The 16,765-nt window shown below is 71.2% G+C and carries 17 protein-coding genes; 6 read left to right on the forward strand and 11 right to left on the reverse strand.

Annotated elements, in window-relative coordinates; genetic code table 11:
* The first annotated feature begins 27 nt into the window (after positions 1 to 27).
* Positions 28 to 1,068, forward strand: coding sequence for a substrate-binding domain-containing protein (locus tag EHO50_RS27355; protein WP_164904956.1), 1,041 nt, complete (start codon positions 28 to 30; stop codon positions 1,066 to 1,068).
* A complete protein-coding gene (locus EHO50_RS27360; protein WP_181449701.1) occupies positions 1,065 to 2,093 on the forward strand; it encodes an ABC transporter permease in 1,029 nt (342 codons plus the stop codon). The genes EHO50_RS27355 and EHO50_RS27360 overlap by 4 nt, the downstream gene beginning before the upstream one ends.
* A gap of 72 nt (positions 2,094 to 2,165) precedes the next feature.
* On the opposite strand, the gene EHO50_RS27365 is transcribed toward EHO50_RS27360, so the two are convergent.
* On the reverse strand, positions 2,166 to 2,942 hold the full coding sequence (locus EHO50_RS27365) for an Fpg/Nei family DNA glycosylase (RefSeq protein WP_128433849.1): 777 nt from the start codon (positions 2,940 to 2,942) through the stop codon (positions 2,166 to 2,168).
* Between the two features lie 210 nt (positions 2,943 to 3,152).
* Between EHO50_RS27365 and EHO50_RS27370 the strand changes: the two genes are divergently transcribed.
* Complete coding sequence (locus EHO50_RS27370) at positions 3,153 to 4,187, forward strand: glycoside hydrolase family 5 protein (protein WP_128433850.1); 1,035 nt, start codon at positions 3,153 to 3,155, stop codon at positions 4,185 to 4,187.
* An 80-nt stretch (positions 4,188 to 4,267) separates the two neighbouring features.
* On the opposite strand, the gene EHO50_RS27375 is transcribed toward EHO50_RS27370, so the two are convergent.
* Positions 4,268 to 4,744: an SRPBCC family protein gene (locus EHO50_RS27375; protein WP_128433851.1), complete on the reverse strand. Its 477-nt coding sequence runs from the start codon at positions 4,742 to 4,744 to the stop codon at positions 4,268 to 4,270.
* Between the two features lie 463 nt (positions 4,745 to 5,207).
* Here EHO50_RS27375 and EHO50_RS27380 point away from each other — a divergent pair, with 463 nt between their 5' ends.
* The 3 genes from EHO50_RS27380 (at position 5,208) to EHO50_RS27390 (ending at position 8,373) form a co-directional block, all read left to right on the forward strand.
* Complete coding sequence (locus EHO50_RS27380; protein ID WP_128433852.1) at positions 5,208 to 6,680, forward strand: aminotransferase class I/II-fold pyridoxal phosphate-dependent enzyme; 1,473 nt, start codon at positions 5,208 to 5,210, stop codon at positions 6,678 to 6,680.
* 100 nt (positions 6,681 to 6,780) lie between these two features.
* Positions 6,781 to 7,353 carry a cysteine hydrolase family protein gene (locus EHO50_RS27385; RefSeq protein WP_128433853.1) on the forward strand — a complete coding sequence of 191 codons (573 nt, stop codon included), beginning with the start codon at positions 6,781 to 6,783 and terminating at the stop codon, positions 7,351 to 7,353.
* Between the two features lie 153 nt (positions 7,354 to 7,506).
* Positions 7,507 to 8,373: a hypothetical protein gene (locus tag EHO50_RS27390; protein WP_128433854.1), complete on the forward strand. Its 867-nt coding sequence runs from the start codon at positions 7,507 to 7,509 to the stop codon at positions 8,371 to 8,373.
* A 139-nt stretch (positions 8,374 to 8,512) separates the two neighbouring features.
* On the opposite strand, the gene EHO50_RS27395 is transcribed toward EHO50_RS27390, so the two are convergent.
* The 9 genes from EHO50_RS27395 to EHO50_RS27435 all read right to left on the reverse strand — a co-directional run bounded on the left by EHO50_RS27395 (position 8,513) and on the right by EHO50_RS27435 (position 16,726).
* Positions 8,513 to 10,312: an ABC transporter ATP-binding protein gene (locus EHO50_RS27395; protein WP_246101478.1), complete on the reverse strand. Its 1,800-nt coding sequence runs from the start codon at positions 10,310 to 10,312 to the stop codon at positions 8,513 to 8,515.
* Between the two features lie 90 nt (positions 10,313 to 10,402).
* Entirely contained in the window at positions 10,403 to 10,603 is a 201-nt protein-coding gene (locus EHO50_RS27400) for an LxmA leader domain family RiPP (RefSeq protein ID WP_128433855.1), read from the reverse strand.
* A 133-nt stretch (positions 10,604 to 10,736) separates the two neighbouring features.
* Complete coding sequence (locus EHO50_RS27405) at positions 10,737 to 12,326, reverse strand: M16 family metallopeptidase (protein ID WP_128433856.1); 1,590 nt, start codon at positions 12,324 to 12,326, stop codon at positions 10,737 to 10,739.
* Positions 12,327 to 12,372: 46 nt separating this feature from the next.
* Positions 12,373 to 13,635 carry a M16 family metallopeptidase gene (locus tag EHO50_RS27410; protein ID WP_128433857.1) on the reverse strand — a complete coding sequence of 421 codons (1,263 nt, stop codon included), beginning with the start codon at positions 13,633 to 13,635 and terminating at the stop codon, positions 12,373 to 12,375.
* A 121-nt stretch (positions 13,636 to 13,756) separates the two neighbouring features.
* A complete protein-coding gene (locus EHO50_RS27415; RefSeq protein WP_128433858.1) occupies positions 13,757 to 13,945 on the reverse strand; it encodes an LxmA leader domain family RiPP in 189 nt (62 codons plus the stop codon).
* A gap of 141 nt (positions 13,946 to 14,086) precedes the next feature.
* Positions 14,087 to 14,284 (reverse strand): hypothetical protein, encoded by a 198-nt coding sequence (locus tag EHO50_RS27420; RefSeq protein ID WP_128433859.1) that lies wholly within the window; start codon positions 14,282 to 14,284, stop codon positions 14,087 to 14,089.
* Positions 14,284 to 15,048, reverse strand: a complete 765-nt coding sequence (locus EHO50_RS27425) for a class I SAM-dependent methyltransferase (RefSeq protein WP_128433860.1) — start codon at positions 15,046 to 15,048, stop codon at positions 14,284 to 14,286. The genes EHO50_RS27420 and EHO50_RS27425 overlap by 1 nt, the downstream gene beginning before the upstream one ends.
* Positions 15,045 to 16,085 (reverse strand): hypothetical protein, encoded by a 1,041-nt coding sequence (locus tag EHO50_RS27430; RefSeq protein ID WP_128433861.1) that lies wholly within the window; start codon positions 16,083 to 16,085, stop codon positions 15,045 to 15,047. Before EHO50_RS27430 ends, EHO50_RS27425 begins: the two co-directional genes overlap by 4 nt.
* Positions 16,082 to 16,726 (reverse strand): flavoprotein, encoded by a 645-nt coding sequence (locus EHO50_RS27435; RefSeq protein ID WP_281288256.1) that lies wholly within the window; start codon positions 16,724 to 16,726, stop codon positions 16,082 to 16,084. Before EHO50_RS27435 ends, EHO50_RS27430 begins: the two co-directional genes overlap by 4 nt.
* Positions 16,727 to 16,765: the final 39 nt, after the last annotated feature.

The following is a 16,765-nucleotide window of genomic DNA, read 5'->3' on the forward strand; positions in this document are numbered from 1 at the left end:
GGACCGGGCCGGAGGAGGGTGTCACCGATGGCGCGCCATCACACCGTCCGCGCCCGGCAGGGGGCCACGCTCCTGCTGGTGGGCGCGTTGCTGCTCGGCGCCGCCGCCTGTGGCGGGGGTCAGGACTCCGACGAGGGTGGCGGGACGCAGAAGGTCACGATCGGACTGGTGACCAAGACCGAGACCAATCCGTTCTTCGTGACCATGCGCAAGGCCGCCCAGGACGCGGCGAGGAAGAGCGGCGCCGAGCTCATCGCCCTGGCCGGCAAGTTCGACGGCGACAACGAGGGCCAGGTCGCCGCGGTGGAGAGCCTCATCGCCCGTGATGTGCAGGGAATCCTGATCACACCGTCGAACACGACGGGGATCCTGGGCGCCATCGCGGAGGCCCGTCGGCAAGGCATCCTGGTGATCGCACTGGACACCGCGACGGAACCGGCGGACGCGGTGGACGCCACGTACGCGACCGACAACTTCAAGGCGGGACGTCTCCAGGGCGCCTACGTCAGGGCGGTGCTCGCCGACCGGGCCCCCGAGCTGATCATGCTGGACGGCACGGAGGGCTCCTCGGTCAGCCGGCAGCGCCACGACGGGTTCCTGGCGGGCTTCGGGATCGAGGACGACTCACCGGCGATCCGCGGGCGGGCGAACACCAACGGCGATCGCAACCTCGCGCAGACCGCGACGGAGAACCTGCTGCAGCGCTCGACGGACGTGAACTCGGTCTACACCATCAACGAACCGGTGGCCGACGGCGCCTCCGCGGCCATCGCCGCACGCGACCTCACCCGGCAGGTGACCATCGGCACCATCGACGGCGGATGCGACGGCGTACGGGCCGTCAAGGCCGGCAAGTACGCGGCCACCGTCATGCAGTTCCCGGTGCGGATGGCCGACCGGGGCGTGACCGCGGTCACCGAGTTCGCCGAGAGCGGGAAGGAGCCGTCCGGCTTCACGGACACGGGCACGGAACTCATCACCGACCAGCCGGTGCGGGGACTGGCGTCCCACGACACGGACTGGGGACTCCAGCGCTGCTGGGGGCAAGGGGCCAGTAACGGATCATGAGATCTCCCGGTACCCCCAGCCCCACCGCCGAGCCGGAGCCGGGCGCCCCGCTGAGGGAGGCGCTACGGGAGGCACTGCGCTACGCGCTGCGCACGCCGACGGTCGGCCCGCTCGCCGCCCTGGCCGTGGCCGTACTGGTCTTCTGGCTCACCACGGACACGTTCATGACGCCGGAGAACCTCTCCCTGGTGCTGCAGCAGACCATCGTGATCGGCACCCTGGCGCTGGGGCAGTCCCTGATCATCCTCACCGCGGGCATCGACCTGGCGAACGGGGCCATCGCGGTGCTCGGCACGATCGTCATGGCCAAGCTCGTCTTCGAGGGCGGCAGCCCCGCGGCGGCGCTGCTGCTCGGCCTGCTCGTGGCGACCCTCCTCGGGCTGGTCAACGGCGTGCTCGTGGCCCGGCTGGGCCTGCCCCCCTTCATCGTCACCCTCGGCGCGCTCAGCGTCATCTACGCCACGAGCAGGCTCTACTCCGACTCCCGCAGCTATCCGGTGACCAGCGACCTGCTCGCCTTCTGGGGAGAGGGCCTCCACGTCGGCGGCGTACTCCTCACCTGGGGGACGCTCCTGCTCCTCGGGCTGTACGCGTTCTTCTGGTACGTGCTCACCAAGACGGGCTGGGGCCGGCACATCTACGCCGTCGGCAACGCGCCCGAGTCCGCCCGCCTGACCGGCATCAACGTCCCGCGCACGATCCTGTCGGTCTACGTCGTCGCCGGACTCCTCTACGGCATCGCCGCCTGGCAGGCCCTCGGCCGCATCCCCAACGCCGACCCCAACGCGTACCAGACGGCGAACCTGGAGAGCATCACCGCCGTCGTCATCGGCGGGACCAGCCTCTTCGGCGGCCGGGGAAGCGTCGTCGGCACGCTGATCGGGGCGCTCATCGTCAATGTGCTCCGCTCCGGTCTCACCCAGGCGGGTATCGACAGCCTCTATCAGGACGTCGCGACCGGGACCCTCGTCATCGTCGCGGTCGGCATGGACAAGGTCCTGCGCCGAGGCGGCGTGCCACGCTGACCGGGCCGCAGAAGCACCCACCGGCTCGGCACTTCCGTGCTACGGCACTATCGGCACTTCCGTGCTACGGCACTACTGGCACCGCGGACACCACACCGTGCCGCGGCCCGCCATACGGGACCGGCGCAAGGGCCGGCCACAGCGCGGGCAGGTGGGGACGGGGTCGTCGCGGTGACCGGTGAGCCAGGTGTCCCGGGGCGGGACGCAGCCGGCGGTGACCGCGGAGCGCAGGGTGCGGCGCATGTTCGTGTACAGGCGACGGCAGTCGGCCTCGGTGAGATCGCTCGCCCGGCTCGTGGGGCGCAGTCCTGCCCGCCACAGGATCTCGTCGGCCAGCAGATTGCCGAGGCCGGCCAGGACGGACTGGTCGATGAGGGCCGTTTTGACGCTGCCGCGGCGTGCGCAGAGCGCGGCCTCGAACTCCTTACGGCCCACCGCCATCGCGTCGGGACCCTGGCGCTGCAGCAGCCGTACGACCTCCGACTCGTTCTCGGCCAGCCAGAGGCCCTGCAGCTTGCGCTGGTCGCGGTAGCGGAGCTGACGGTCACGGGCCACGGTGAACAGGACGCGGTCGTGCGCCTCGGCCGCGTCGTCGGGATGACCGCAGACCAATGCGCCGGTCATGCCGAAGTGCAGCATGAGGGTGGGGCCGCCGGTGCGGGCGAGCAGCCACTTGCCGCGCCGCTCCGGCTCGGTGAAACGGCGGCCTTCCAGCGCATCGCGCAGCCGCCTCGTGCTCACCCCGTGCAGTACGCCGGTGTCGCGCACGTCGACCCGTTGGATGGTCCTGCCCTTCGCGCAGGACCGGAGCACCTTCCGGAACCCCTCGACATCCGGCAGTTCAGGCATGGGCACGTCCTCCGTCCCGCACGTCCGCCCTCCCTACCGCTCGGACGAGTACCCAGGGGACGCCCTGACGGGTCGAGATTCATAATGAAACTTTGTGTGCAGATGTGTTGACCTCTGTTCGGATCATCTTCTACTTTGCGGGAGCCATCGAGCCACCGGTCTGTGTCTGCGAGTTTTCGCGAACGCAACTGCTCAGAAGGGGACGACGCCGTGCCACGAAAGAACCATCGCCGGACAGCTTGCCTCGGTGCGTTGCTGGCCTGCGTCACGGCATTCGGGGGAGCGCTCACCTCCCCCGCATCCGCCTCCCCCTCATCCACCTACGCGGCGGTACCGCCCGTCAGCGACTTCCACGGGGTCAACTGGGCCGACCCGCGCGACAACTACGCCGATGACGCGGTCGTGCCCTCGGGGCTGTCGACCTCCGACAGTTACGCCACCACCTACGCCAAGTCCAAGGCGATCATCGGCGGGTTCGGCAAGCTGGGGGCCAACACCGTCCGGCTGCCAGTCAACCCCACCTCCGTCAACGGCCCCTTCTGGAAGTCCTACCGGGGAGCGATAGACGCCGCCACCGCCAAGGGGTTCAAGGTCATCCTGGGCTACTGGGAGGCCGACAACGCCAAGGACGGCAAGATCGACAACCAGGCCTCCTGGAACCAGATGTGGGCGCGGATCACCTCCGCCTACGGGCGCAACTCCCAGGTGTACTTCGAGCCGATGAACGAGCCGTTCGGCTACACCTCCCAGGAGTGGCGCGACATCGCCGCCAACTGGGTGACGACCCACCGCTCGGTGCCCCGCGACCGGATCCTCATCGGCGGCGTCAAGTACAGCGAGGACGTCAAGCCCGTGTGCGCCGACAGCCGGCTGAACGGCACCCGGCTGGCCCTGCACAACTACGGCTTCTGGCACACCGACTGGACCAGCTACGACCAGTGGAAGCAGGACTTCAAGGCGCGTATCGGCGACTGCGCCTCGCGCACCATCCTGGACGAGTTCGGCGCCACCATGACCTCCGGCCTGGACTACAACGGGCCGATCAACGGCTCCCACGAGATCGCCTACATCCAGGCGGCCACCGACACCGTCCGTGAACTGGGACTCGGCTCGGTCTACTGGCCCGGCCTGCGCAACGGCGACACCTACTCCCTCACCACCCTCCAGGGCACGGGCATCAACCTCAGCCTCCAGTTGAACAACCAGAGCGGGCTGGACCGCCTGCACTGGGCCTGGAAGCAGTAACGGCTTCCCGAGCTCCACATGGAAACCCATGGAAACCCCAGGTCGATGACCTGGGGTTTCGTCGGAGTGTGTGCCGAGCGTCAGAGGGTGGTGTCCGGGTCCCCCGGGCGGATGCGGCCGCGCCAGCCGCCGGCCGGGCCGGCGCCGCTCTCGACGTAGTCCTTGAAACGGCGCAGGTCGCCCTTCACACGCCGGTCGATCATGCCCAAGGCGTCCGCGCCCTTCTCGGCGACGCCGGTGGGCTCGACGTCCATGGTGAGCTCCACCCGGGTGTGCGTGTCGTCAAGGCGCTCGAACCGGACCGAGCCGCGCTGCTGGGTGTCACCGCCGACGGAACGCCAGGTGATCCGGTCGTCCGCCATCTGGTCGACGATCTCCGTGTCGAACTCGCGCCGGATCCCGCCGATGCTGGTGGTCCAGTGGTTGTGCCGGTCGTCGAGCTGTGTGACCTCCTCGACGCCTTCCATGAAGTTCGGGAAGTCCTCGAACTGCGTCCACTGGTCGTACGCCTTGCGGAGCGAGACCTCCACGTCGACCGTTTCCTTGACCGTGCTCATAGGTACCTCCTGGTCCGCTCTTCGTGCGGTGTGCCAAGCGCCGGGTACCCGGGAAACCCGACGTGAAAGACCGGGGGCCGCTTCACGGCCGGCCGTGTGCGACGTGGGGGACGGGTGCCGCTCCCGGTGCACACCGCGAAGTGGAAGCTACGGCTGTCCGAGCAGGTCGGCAGCGACGGCTGCGTCGGGGACGCGGCCACGGCGCATGGCCACGCGCTTGTCGGTGCCCTGACGCGTCTCGGTGCCCCGACGCGCCGCGGGATCCCGGATCACGGGTGCTCGGCGATCAGGTCACGGGTGCTCGGACCGCTGATCCGGGGGCACGCCCGCGCCGCCCTCGGTGCTGCGCCGCAGTTCCGGCTGCTGTGGGTTTGGCATGTACGGGCACCTCGCTCGCGTCGTAGGACGTTGGGATCGTGCGAAGCACCCGCATGCCGTGCCTGCCGCGGGGCACCCGCCCCCCATGGGTGCGAACCACGCCGAGGCCCCGATCCTCGAAACGCTCGCCCGGTACCAGGACGTCGACGAGTTGGGGTTCACGCCCCCGGGCCACAAGCACGCGCGCGGCGCGGATCCACGCGCCCGTGCCGTGCTGGGCGATGCCGTCTTCTTCGGCGACGTCCTGGCCAACGGCGGCCTGGACGACCGGCTCACCAGGGGCGGGGTGCTGGCGCGGGCCGAGAACCTCATGGCCGACGCGGTGCACGCGGACCATACGTTCTTCTCGACGTGCGGCAGTTCCCTGTCGGTGAAGGCGGCGATGCTGGCGGTGACCCGCCCCGGCCACCGGCTCCTCGTCGGGCGGGACGCGCACAAGTCGGTGGTGGCCGGGCTCATCCTGTCCGGCGTCGAGCCGGTGTGGGTGGAGCCCCAGTGGGACGCCGCCCGGCACCTCGCCCATCCCCCGTCCACGGCCGCCTACGACAAGGCGTTCACGGAGCATCCGGACGCGGACGGGGCCCTGGTCACCAGCCCCACGCCGTACGGCGCCGCGGCCGACCTCAAGGGCATCGCCGAGGTCTGTCATCGGCGCGGAAAGCCGCTCGTCGTGGACGAGGCGTGGGGAGCGCACCTCCCCTTCCACGACGATCTGCCGGCGTGGGCCATGGACGCGGGCGCCGACATCTGCGTCACCAGCATCCACAAGATGGGCAGCGGTCTGGAGCAGGGCTCGGTGTTCCATCTCCAGGGCGACCTCGTCGACCCCGCCGAACTGGCCTCACGCGCCGACCTCCTCGGCACGACCAGCCCGAACGTCCTGATCTACGCCGGCATCGACGCCTGGCGCCGGCAGATGGTCGAGCACGGTCACGAACTCATCGGTCAGGCCTTGGAGTTGGCGTCACACACCCGTACGGCCATCGAGGCGATCGACGGCTTCCACGTCAACGACGCGAAGGACTTCTGCGGCCCTGGCCTCGCCGCCGACTTCGACCCGCTCCCGGTCGTCATGGACATCAGCGACCTCGGCACCAGCGGCTACCGGGCGGCCGACTGGCTGCGGGCCCACCATCACATCGACGCCCATCTCTTCGACCACCGGCGCATCAGCGCGCAGCTCACCCACGCCGACGACGAAGGGACCACGGCCCGGCTGCTCACAGCCCTGCGCGAGCTGGCAGGCCATGCCGCCGAGCTGCGGGACGCCCCTCAGGTCACCGTCCCGTCCCCGGCCGAGCTGCGGATGGACCAGGTCCTGCTGCCCCGGGACGCCTATTTCGCGCCGCACGCGAAGGTCCCCGCGACCGATGCCGTCGGCAGGATCGCCGCCGAGATGATCACGCCCTACCCGCCCGGCATCCCCGTGGTCCTGCCCGGCGAACGCCTGACCGAGCCGGTACTGAAGTACCTGGTCACAGGGGTCGAGGCGGGGATGTTCCTGCCGGACGCGGCCGACCAGCGCCTGGACACCGTACGGGTCGTCGCGGAGAGCTGACGGGGCTGACGCCAGCCTGCGGCACGCCGTTGTTACGCCGGTCGAGCCACCGGGTACTCGCCAGCGCGTTCCCAGTGCAGCCGGACGGACGGTGGAGGGCGTGGACCGGCGTACAGACCCGAAGGGGCTCGCTCTCGTCGTGGTCGACATGATCAACACCTACGACCACGAGGACGCCGAGTTGCTCGTGCCGTCCGTCCGCCGCGTCGTGCCCGTCCTGGCGGAGCTGATCGGCCGGGCCCGCAAGGCGGACGCACCGGTGATCTACGCGAACGACAACTTCGGGCTGTGGCGCTCCCACCACGGGGAACTCGTGAACGCTGCGCTGGCCCGACCGCACGCCGACCTGATCGAGCCGATACGCCCCGACGACGAGTCGCTCTTCGTGGTGAAGGCCCGCCATTCCGTCTTCTACGAGACGCCCCTGGCCTACCTCCTGTGGCGACTGGACGTCGGACAAGTGGTGCTGACCGGCCAGGTCACCGAGCAGTGCGTCCTCTATTCCGCGCTGGACGCCCACATCCGCCACCTGGAGGTGACGGTGCCGAGGGACGCCGTCGCCTCCATCCATCCCCATCTGGCATCCGCCGCCCTGGAAATGATGGAGCGCAACATGGGCGCCCGGATCCTCACGGCGAGGGAGGTCGACTTCACGCGCCCCGCCGCCGACTGAGGCCACTGTGACGCTTGTTGCAGCTCAAGCGCTTCTACTGTGGGGCCTGACGGCCTCCCCGAAGTTTCTTGAAAACACTCCCTTGGGGGGACCTTGACGAGAAGTACCACGCCGAGACGCATACTGGCCCGGACCTTGGGCGTTGTCGCGGCAATGGCGGTTGCGCTCACAGCCGCGCCGCTGGTGGGCACCGCCCAGGCGCACAGCGCGGCGTCGGGAACGCTGAGCTTCGGCGGTGAGGCGGGCGAGCCCATCTCAGGTGGTCAGTCGTACGAGTACACGGCTGGAGCGGTCCAGCTGTTCGACGTCCAGGGCAGCACGGACCAGAACGGCCTCACCGTCGCGATCGACGCGCAGGAGGGCACGCTCTGGCGCCTCATCGTCGCCGCCCCCGACGGTCAGAAGCTGACCGAGGGCACCACGTACACCGGGACCAAGCAGTGGCCCTACGCCGAGCCCCAGGATCCGGAACTCACGTTCAGCGGGACCGACAACGGCACCGAGAAGTGGTGCAACACCAGCTCCGGCTCCTTCACCATCGAGCACATTTCCTTCGGCCCCTACGGCTACGTCCGCGCACTCGATGCGACCTTCGAGCAGTACTGCAACGGATCGACGGTGCCGCTGCGCGGTGCGGTTCACGCGGTCATGCCGGAACCGCCGGCTGAGCTCGCCCTGGAGGCGAACGTCGACGCCGACGGCACGGTGGACGTCCCGGACGGTCGGATCACCGTCGGCGGCACCGTGACGTGCAACAAGCCTGCGAGCGTCTCGCTCACCGGCCAGGTCTTCCAGGTGCAGAGGAAGGCGACGCCCGGCGCGTCCTACCAGACGACCGTGGCCTGCACCCCGGGCGCGCCCGTCCCCTGGTCCGTCAGCCTCACCAGCCTGGAACCCGGCACCTCGTTCCAGCCCGGCACCGCGACGATGCGCAGCAGGGCTCAGGCGGATGACCGGGACTACCCGGTGACGGTCGACACCGGACAGCAGGAGACGGCGGTCACGCTCTCCAAGGCCTGACCCGACCCCAGGCGGTCACCAGACCGGCAACGCGCGCAGGGCCGCACCCGAGTGGGTGCGGCCCTGCGCCATTTCGTGTCCCGGCCGCGGTCGAGGGTGCCCTCGCTCTGGCACTGGCCCTCGATCGGCCCCGGGGACCCTAGGCCGGCACCCGCTCGTCGGAGGTGTTCAGCCACTGCTGGCTGCGGACCAGGTCCCGGTAGTGGCTGCTGCGGTCCATCAGGTCGGGGTGCGAGCCGGTTGCCGCCACCCGGCCGCCGTCCATCACCACCACATGGTCGGCGTGCTGGACGGTCGACAGACGGTGGGCTACGACCAGGACCGCGCGGTCGCGCGCCAGGGTGTCGACGAGGTCGCGCAGGCGCAGTTCGTTGATGCCGTCGAGCTGGGAGGTCGGCTCGTCGAGCAGGATCACCTCGGCGTCGCTGAGCAGGGCACGGGCCAGGGCGATGCGCTGGCGCTGGCCGCCGGAGACGTCGACCTCACGGCCGAGGACGGTGTCGAGGCCGTGCGGCAGCGCCGCGATGTCCGCGGTCAGGCCGACGGCGTCCACCGCCGCCCAGAGCGTGTCGTCGGCGACGGGGTGGTCGGCGCCGGCGCCGAGCAGGAGGTTCTCGCGGACGCTGCCCTCGACGAGGGTGAAGGTCTGGTCGACGTACGCCACCCGCCTGCGCAGTTCGTCGAGCGGCCAGGCGGCGGCGTCGTGGCCGAGGACGGTGACGCGGCCGCTCGTCGGGCTGACGAACCGTTCGATCAGGGCGAGGGCCGTGGACTTGCCGGCGCCGGAGTGACCGACGAGGGCGGTCAGGCCGCGGCGCGGGGCGCGGAAGGTGACCTCGTTCAGCACGGGCCGGCCCTGAGGGTCGAGGGGGCCGTCGTACGAGAACGACACGCTCTCGAAGGCCACCGCGTTGCCGTCGTCGACGGGCTCGGGGACGCGGGCGGCGAAGTCCGGCTCGACCGGGATCGCCAGCAGTTCCTCGAAGCGGCCCTTGGCGGCCAGGCCCGTCTGGAGCCTGCTCAGGCCGGTGACGACGACGGTGATGGGGGTGACGAGCTGGAGCAGATAGAGCAGGAACGCGACGAAGTCGGCGAGCGTCAGGTCGCCCTGCGTGATCCGCACGCCGCCGACGATGACGATGCCGGCGAGCGCGATCTCCTGGCCGAGGCTCATCACCGGGATCACGGCGGACTGCAGGCGGGCGGCGGCGAGCATCCTGCCGGTGATCTGCGCCGCGTCCTCGGTGAGCGCCTCGGTGGTGTGCCGCTCCGCCCGGTAGGCCTTGATGGTGGTCAGGTTCGTCAGGGTGGTGGTGAAGCGCTGGGCGAGCCCGCCGGTGGCGATCTGGATGGACTCGTAGCCCTGGCGCACCCGGCGCAGCAACAGCCAGATGACGGCGCCCGCGACCACGAACGCGCCCAGGGTGAGCAGCACCAGCACCCAGTCCAGGTACGCCATGACGCCGATGGTCACCAGTGCGGTCACCACGGCCACGGGCAGCTGGACCACGCCGACGTCGATGACCGAGCGCAGCAGCATGGCGTCCGAGGTGATCCGGGCGACCAAGTTGCCGGGGCCCTGCGCCTTCACGACCTGGAGCGGCAGACGGAGGGTGTGTTCCATCACCCGGGCCCGCAGCCGCAGCACGAACCGCTCACCGAGGCGCGCCAGCAGGTACGCCGATGCCGCGGACGCCAGCGCGCTGCCCACCGCCAGCGCCGCCATGAAGGCCACCCGGTGGGCGACGCCCTCGCGCTGGGCGATGGCCTCGATGAGTTCCTTGACCAGCAGGGGCACACCGAGGGTTGCGGCGGTCGCGGCCAGCGCGAGCAGCACGGAGAGCAGGACCTGCGGAAGGTTTCCGCGGACCAGTTCGGGGACGATGCGCAGTCGGTGGGTGGGGCCGGGGGTCTCGCTCATCACGGGGTCCTTGCTCATCACAGGGTCCTTCCGGGCTGTCCGTCATGCGGCCGGAACGGGGCCGGCTCCCGGACGCCTCGAGGGCGTTCCGGGAGCCGGAGAGGGGTGTCAGCAGTTGCCGGCGACCGTGCCGCCCGCGCTCGCGCTGGTGACGACACCGGCGGAGAAGATGGCGCACTCGACGGACGAGGCGGCGCTGAAGATGCTCACCGGGCTGATGGCCGGAGCATCGGCAGCGGCGCCGGCGCCGATCTCGTCGGAGGTCGTGTAGACGGCGTAGCCGGCCATGAGCTGGTCAGCGGTGTTCATTCATTCCTCCAGGTGGAGTTCCGATCTGGTGAGAAGATTTCTAACACCTCGGAAGCGGGGCAAGGAATACGTTTCTTTTCCGGCGCCTGGGGTTTTCCCTGGTGCTTTTGGGCGGACGGCCCGGAAATTCAATTTATTGGCGCCGGGCGAAGAGGTCGAAATCTTGGGAGGCCAGCCCTGAGGGGTCGCCGACAATGACACCGGAAAAGCGGGAGGGAGCATAGAACTCCTGGGCGGCCCGCGCCACTTCCCCGAGGGTTACCTCGGCCAGCCGCTGCGGAAACGTGCGCAGCCAGTCCGGGGAGAGCCCGTACTGCAGCAGGTTCATGAGGGCGCCGGCGAGACCTGCCTGGGAGGCGGCGCCCAGGGCCGTCATGCCGGTGAAGAACTCGCGGGCCGCGTCCGTCTCGGCGGCCGACGGCGGCTGCTCGGCCAGCCGCAGCAGCTCGGCGCGAATCTGGCGTACGGCCGCCTCGGTGGCGTCGGTGCGGGTGTCGGCGTCCAGGAAGACGAGCTCCTCGTCCAGCAGCTCGTCCAGCACCGCGTCGATGCGGTAGGCGAGCCCGCGCTCCTCGCGGACGGCGACCGTCAGGCGGGAGGAGAAGAACCCGCCCAGCACACAGTTGGCGAGACTGAGCGCCGCGAAGCCCGGGTCGGCACGCGGCAACGCGGGTGCGACCAGCATGATCTGCGACTGCACGGCCCCGGGCCGACCGACGACGGCGACACCGGCCGGCCGCATCCGGCGTGGGGGTGGCGGGGGTGTCGGCGTGAGTGCCGACGGGGCTGCCATGCCGGGACTGGACGCGGGCGGGGCGGAGTCCGGGAGCCGGGGGTGTGGGGAGGGCTGGGGGGACGCCAGGGGCTGGGGGGATGCGGAGGACCCGGCGGACGCGGAGGGCTTGGCGGACGCGGAGGGCTGAGCGGACGCGGAGGGCTGGGGGGACTCCGAGGCCTGAGCGGACGCCAACGACCCGGCGGACGCCGAGGGCTGAGCGGACGCCAAAGACCCAGCGGACGCCGAGGACCCGGCGGACGCGCAGGGCCAGGTGGCTGTCGGTGGCCAGGTGGACAGGGCGGTGGTGGCGTGGTTGACCGCTGCCGTGGGGTCGAGGGCGCCTACGAGGACCAGGAGGGCGCCGCGGGGGCTCATGCCCTGGTGGTGCAGTTGTCGTACGCGGTCGGCGGTGACGGCGGCCAGGGTCTGCTCATCGGGGAGCAGGGGCGGGACGTCGGGGCCGTAGCAGTGGCGGCGCAGTGCGTCCTGGGCCAGGACGCGCGGCTGGGCGCGCAGCGGGCCGAGCTGTGCTGCCAGGCGGCGTACGGCGTGCTCGCACGCGGCGTCGGGATGGGCCGCACCGGTCAGCGCCCCGGCCACCAGGTCCAGTACCTCGGGGAAGGCGGCAGCCGTCATCGAGGCCGACACCGACAGCTGACCGCCGTCCACCCCGGCCCCGAGCGTGGCGCCCGCCCGTCCCAGCAGGTCATCGGCGCCTTCCGCGTCCGCGAACAGCGTGTCGGCGAGGACCTGGGCGAGGGCGGGCCCCTCGGCGGCCTCCGGCAACGGGACGCGCATCCGCAGCTCCACCATGGGCACGGAGGGCGCCCGAGCGGCGACCACGCGCAGCCCGTTGGGCAATACGGCGTCCACCAGCGGCGGCAGGGGGAAGGCCCGGCCCACCTCCAGGGCGGGCAGCTCACGCACGGTCGGCACAGGGGTCATGGGCGTCCTCGTCAGCAGTCAGGGGGCAGGAAGGCAGGCCACCAGGTCACGGCCCGCCTCCCGGAATCAGCGTCAGGACCGCGCGGCCCGCCGTCCGCAGTGCCTTGGCCGCGTGGGTCACCGACTCCGCGGTGACCTGGGGCAGCAGGGTGGGCAGGTCGGTCACCAGGTGCGGGGTGTCGTGGAGCAGTGCGAAGGCGCCGGCGTGGCGGGTGCGGGTCAGGGGGTCGTCGTAGGAACGGCAGAGCGCGGTGGCGGCGCGGGCGGTGGCGTGGGCGAGCTCGCGGGGGTCGGGGCCGGTGGCTGCCAGGCGGTCCAGTTCCTCGTCCACGGCGGACGGCACCGCCTCGGGGTCGGTGGTGGGCGGGTGGTGGGCGACCAGGAGGAAAGTGTCGGGGTCCCGGGCCTGCAGGGGGCCGAAGAAGCCGCAGCTCGCCCGCACCGACGTGACCGTGCCGTCGTGGACCAGGCGCCGCCGCAGCCGGGCGTCGTCCCCTCCGGCGAGCAGCCGGGCCAGGACCATGTGGGCCAGGTAGTCGCCGAGGTCCGCGGCGGGGTCGGGCATCCGGTACCCGAGGGCGACCGCGGGCAGGGGCGCGTGCGGGTCCCGGTGCTCCCCGCGGCGCTCGCCGCGCGGCGGTGGCTCCGTCAGTCGGGGCCGGGGCGCGGCGGGGTGGGCGGGGATGTCGCCGAAGTGGCGGTGGACGAGGGTGAGGGCGTGGTGGGGGTCGACGGGACCGCTGATGGTGAGCACCGCGTTCGCCGGGGTGTAGTGCGCCGCGAAGAACGCCTCGCACTCCGCCACCGTGGCCCGCTCCAGTTCGCGCAGGTCGCCGTAGCCGTTGTGGGCGTTGGGGAACGTGTCGTACAGGACTCCGGGGAGCACCGTCCAGGGGAAGCCGCCGTAAGGGCGGTTGGTGACCTGCAGGCGGATCTCCTCCTGGACCACGGCCACCTGGGTGCGCAGGTTCTCCGCGCTGATCCGCAGGGCGCGCATGCGGTCGGCCTCCAGGAACAGCACGCGCTCCAGGGCGCCCGGCGGGACCAGCTGGTGGTAGTCGGTGTGGTCGTGGTGCGTGGCGGCGTTGGCCGTGCCACCGGAGGCCTGCACATGGCGGAAGTGCTCACCGCGGGCGACGTTCTCGCTGCCCTGGAACATCAGGTGCTCGAAGAGGTGGGCGAACCCGGTCCTGCCCTCGGGCTCGGAGCGGAAGCCCACGTCGTAGTGCACGGCGATCCCGGTCACCGGGGAGTTCGGCCGTGGGTCGAGCAGGACCCGCAGCCCGTTGTCCAAGATCTCCGTCCGCACCCTCTGTTTCCCTTCTCTCCGCTTGCCCTGTTCTCGCTCGACGGGACGCGACGCGGCCCCCGGTGTCTGGCGCCAGACACCGGGGGCCGCGGAATGCCGCTTGACGTCAGCAGCCCGTGCTTCAGCAGCCCTTGGCCGCCGTGACACCGATGCTGGTGCCGATGCCGGCGCCGCAGGCCCAGCCGGACGTGGCGATGAAGGACAGCACGGACGGGGTGGCGCCCGGGGCCTCCTCCGCGTGGGTCGCCTCGATCTCCTGGGCGGAGGTGTAGGCGGTGTAACCGGCGATCAGGTTCTCGGTGGTGTTCACGAGTTTCCTCCCGTTTTCATGGACTCACGATTCGGAATTACGGCGCTCCGCAATTCCTGTCGTATTTCTAGCATGCCGGGCACGGAATAAGGCCGTAAAAAGTTTCCTTGCCCATCAACGGACTCCGGAAAATTGGGCCTCTCAGAGTTCCCGCACATAGCGGGTGGCGAGCTCCAGCGGGGCGCCCGGGAAATCGTCCCGGAGCACCTTGATGGCCTTCACGTCACCGTCCTGCTGCTTCACCCGTCGGATACGGGACTCGTCGACCGCGCGACGGAAATCGTCGTACGACGGGTAACGCTCCTTGAATTCCTGCTTCCGCTTCTGCCAGCCGAACATCAGGCCTCCTCCTGTGCGGTTTCGGTACGGTCCGCGCTCTCGTAGACGGACACATGGCGCAGGCTGGCCGCGGTGTACGGCTGCCTGGTCCAGCTCTCGTAGCGCTCCACGAGCCGCAGCCCGGCCAGCTCCGCGAGCAGGTCGATCTCGAACGGGAACGCGTAGCGCAGGACGTGCTGCTTGGTCTCCGGCGGTCCGCCGTCGACGATGGTGTGTGTGCCGATCATCAGCTGCCGGGAGCGGTCGACGGCGAGCGTGTCGAGCATGATGGCGCCCTCGTTGAGGTAGCGCATCGAGAAGTCCGGCTTCTGCAGGCCGTGGTACGGCGCGGGGTCGAACGCCTCCAGGACGAACCGGCCGCCGGGGGCGAGCTGTTCGCGCGCCAGCCGCAGACAGCCGAGCTGCTGTTCCTTGGTCACGGCGACGAAGAAGGTGTTGAGCAGCAGGGTGACGAGGTCGTAGGACTCGCCGGTGCCCGTCTCGGTGAAGTCGCCGAGCCGCGTGGTGACCGCGCCCTTGGCGTCGCGTTCCTTCAGCTTCGCGAGCATCGCCTCGGAGCCGTCGATGCCGTGGACCTCGTAGCCGCGCTCGGCCAGCGGGAGGGCGATACGGCCGGTGCCGACGCCGAGTTCGAGGATCCGGCCCTGCGGCGGGGTGAGTCCGGCGAGGAACTCGACCGCGAGGTTGGTGTCGAACTCGATCGGATACATCTGGTCGTAGACGCTCGCGAGCTTCTCGTCGTAGTGGGCGTTGCCCAGGGTCATCCTGTCTCCAGCGTTGTCGGGCGCACCGCGGCGGTGCCGTCGGTGTCGATCAGTTCGGCGATGCAGTCGAGATAGGCCGGGAACTCGTCCGTCCATCCGACGTAGGCGGCGTAGTCGTGGGCGTGGGTGAACACCCGCAGGGCGGCGGCGCGGCCCAGCGCCACCGGGTCGGTTCCGTGGTCCCCGTAGCCGCGCAGGAAGGAGCGGGCGGACTCGGCGCAGTGCTCGGCGAGGTCTGCGTGCTCGGGCCGGGTGAGGTGGACCAGCCGGAACTCGGCCAGTTCGCCGAGCAGCCAGCCCACGTCGTAGGCGGCCGGGCCGCGGGCCAGTTCCTCACCGGCCAGCAGGACCCCGGCGCCGGGCGCCGCCCCGGGCACGAGGGCGCCGCTGCCCACGCCGCCCAGCAGGAAGACGTCGCCCTCCCCGCCGACGGCGAGCTCGTCGCACCAGCCGAGCACACGCGCGAGCCGGTCCGGCCCGAGCCGCCTGGCTGCGAGTGCGTGGAGGTTCGGCAGGTGTGCGTGCGGGGCGTCGGAAGACGGCGTGGGTGACGGCGTACGAGACGGCGTGGTCCGCAGCCAGGAGGCCAGTCGGGCGGCGCCGCGCGGCCGTCCCGTGGCCAGCCGTACGGGCACGCCCTCGTGCACGCGGCGCACCGTACGGCCCACCTCGTACAGGAGGTGGTGCAGCAGCCCGCGTTGCCGTGCGTCGAGCGCCGAGAGCAACAGGTGCCCGACGGACCGCGCCGCGCCGGCCGGGTAGCGGCGGGCGCCGTCCTGGGGAACGCCCAGGACGGGGAGGACGCCCGCGACACCCGGTGCCGACTCGGGTACGACCGCCGACACGGCGGCGCGCACCTCGTCGGACACGGCCGAGAACGGCTCCCGCCGCAGCTCCCCGGCCGACCGCTCCCACACGAACCCACGCCCATGCCGCCGGACACGGGTGCGCAGGAAGCCGGTCCCGAACTCGTCGACGATCTCCCCGGGCTCCCTCGACGGGTCGGTGGGTGCGTGGCCCCCGTGTGCCGTGGTCACCGGGCCACCTCGTCGTCCGTCCTCGTCCGCAGGCGTTCCGCCGCTGTCAGGAGTTCCGGCAGCGGGGCCGCGAGGGCCGCGTCCATGCGGCCCGTCGTGCTGCTCAGGCCGGGGGTCGGCGGGACCACCGCGACGTTCGGGCGTTCCTCCAGCGCGGCCCGGTGGCGTCGGTACGCCGCCGACCGCAGCGCGCCCGGCGGGAGGGACGGGGCCAGGACCACGGGGGCCGAGGTGCACTGCAGGGCCAGCATCACCGGGGTGTCGGCGAGGCCAAGGGCCAGGCGGGCCAGGAAGTTCAGGCTCGCCGGGTGTACGACCACGGCCTCGGCCCACTCGGCGAGTTCGACGTGCGGGGCGCTGTGGACGGGGCCGTCCGGCCAGGCGTCGAGCAGGGCCTCGCGGCCCGCCAGCGGGGCCAGCGCGCCGCGGCTGACGAAGCGTTCCGCGCTGCGCGTGATCAGCGGCCGTACCTCGACGTCCGGGTAGCCCTGCCGCAGCCAGTTCAGCCAGAACGGCATGTGCGCGGCGCTCAGCGCGCCCGTGCCCACGTACAGCAGGCGGCGCGCACCGAAGGCGGGGAGCCCGGCGGCGGTCGGATCACCCACCGGCTCCCCCACCGGCTCACCCACAGGTTCAGCCACCGGTTCGCCTACCGGTTCACTCCCCGGCTCAGTTGCCGG

Source organism: Streptomyces cyaneus (genome assembly GCF_004028635.1).
GTDB lineage: Bacteria > Actinomycetota > Actinomycetes > Streptomycetales > Streptomycetaceae > Streptomyces > Streptomyces cyaneus.